At 57.9% G+C, this 1,796-nt stretch carries 1 protein-coding gene; it reads right to left on the bottom strand.

The genetic code is table 11. The features are described 5' to 3' along the window. The coding region (gene fadB / locus ACIOWE_RS30110; protein WP_401398601.1) for a fatty acid oxidation complex subunit alpha FadB at positions 1–1,796 on the bottom strand (1,796 nt) is incomplete at both ends.

Below are 1,796 nucleotides of genomic sequence, written 5' to 3'. Positions count from 1 at the left end.
CGTAGACCAGACCCATGTCGGCTTCGGCGGCAGTTTCAACGATGCCGTCTTCAAGGCAACGCACGGTTTCCAGGCACAGCGGGATCATCATCCAGTTGATGATGTCTTCGTCGGTGACTTCGCGCTGCTCGTAAACGATCGGCTTGAGCACTTCCAGCACCGCCGGATCGGCGACCTTCTTCTGCTTGCCTTTCTTGTCGGCCTCGTAAGCGTAGAAACCCTTGCCGTTTTTCTGGCCCAGGCGCTTGGCTTCGTAAAGCACGTCGATGGCCGAGCGACGGTCATCCTTCATGCGATCCGGGAAACCTTCAGCCATCACGTCACGACCGTGGTGACCGGTGTCGATGCCGACCACGTCCATCAGGTACGCCGGGCCCATTGGCCAGCCGAATTTTTCCATGACTTTGTCGATACGGACGAAGTCGACACCAGCGCTGACCAGTTTGGCGAAACCGCCGAAGTACGGGAACAGCACGCGGTTGACCAGGAAGCCCGGGCAGTCGTTGACGACGATCGGGTTCTTGCCCATTTTCTTGGCGTAGGCAACGGTGGTGGCAACAGCCAGCTCGCTGGACTTCTCGCCACGGATCACTTCCACCAGCGGCATCATGTGCACCGGGTTGAAGAAGTGCATACCGACGAAGTTCTCCGGACGCTTGAGGGCCTTGGCCAGCAAGCTGATGGAAATGGTCGAGGTGTTGGACGCGAGGATGGTGTCCTCTTTGACCTTGTCTTCGACTTCAGCCAGTACGGCTTGCTTGACCTTCGGGTTCTCGACCACAGCTTCGACAACCAGATCGACGTGACCGAAATCGCCGTAGGACAGGGTCGGACGAATGCCGTTGAGCACTTCAGCCATTTTCGCAGCGGTCATACGACCTTTATCAACGCGGCCAACCAGCAGTTTGGCGGCTTCTGCCAGACCCTGCTCGATACCGTGCTCGTTGATGTCCTTCATCAGGATCGGCGTGCCTTTGGAAGCCGACTGATATGCGATACCGCCACCCATGATGCCGGCGCCCAGTACAGCGGCCTGCTTCACGTCTTTGGCGATTTCGTCGTAGGCCTTGGCCTTTTTCTTCAGTTCCTGATCGTTCAGGAACAGACCGATCAAGCTCTGTGCGGCAGAGGTCTTGGCCAGTTTGACGAAACCGGCAGCTTCGATTTCCAGCGCCTTGTCACGACCGAAGTTCGCGGCTTTCTGGATGGTCTTGATCGCTTCAACCGGTGCCGGGTAGTTCGGGCCAGCCTGACCGGCGACGAAACCTTTGGCGGTTTCGAAAGCCATCATTTGTTCAATGGCGTTCAGCTTGAGCTTTTCCAGCTTCGGCTGACGCTTGGCCTTGTAGTCGAACTCGCCGGAGATGGCGCGCTTGATCAGCTCAAGGGCAGCTTCCTGCAATTTCTCTGGAGCAACCACGGCGTCGACGGCGCTGACTTTCAGAGCGTCTTCAGGGCGGTTTTCCTTGCCGGCGGCAATCCATTCGATGGCGTTGTCGACACCGATCAGACGCGGCAGACGTACAGTACCGCCGAAGCCTGGGTAGATGCCCAGCTTGACTTCCGGCAGACCGATCTTGGCCTTGGTCGACATGACGCGATAGTCAGCCGCCAGGCACATTTCCAGACCGCCGCCCAGTGCGATGCCATTAATGGCCACTACGGTTGGGACGTTGAGGTCTTCGAAATCGCTGAAGATCTTGTTGGCTTCGAGATTGCCAGCAACCAGCTCGGCATCCGGCAGCTTGAAGTTGTCGACAAATTCGGTGATGTCGGCGCCGACGATGAACACGTCC

Source organism: Pseudomonas sp. NPDC087598 (genome assembly GCF_044743525.1).
Lineage (GTDB): Bacteria > Pseudomonadota > Gammaproteobacteria > Pseudomonadales > Pseudomonadaceae > Aquipseudomonas.
Note: the sequence above shows the minus strand (reverse complement) of the source record. Positions and strands in the feature narration are given on the sequence as shown.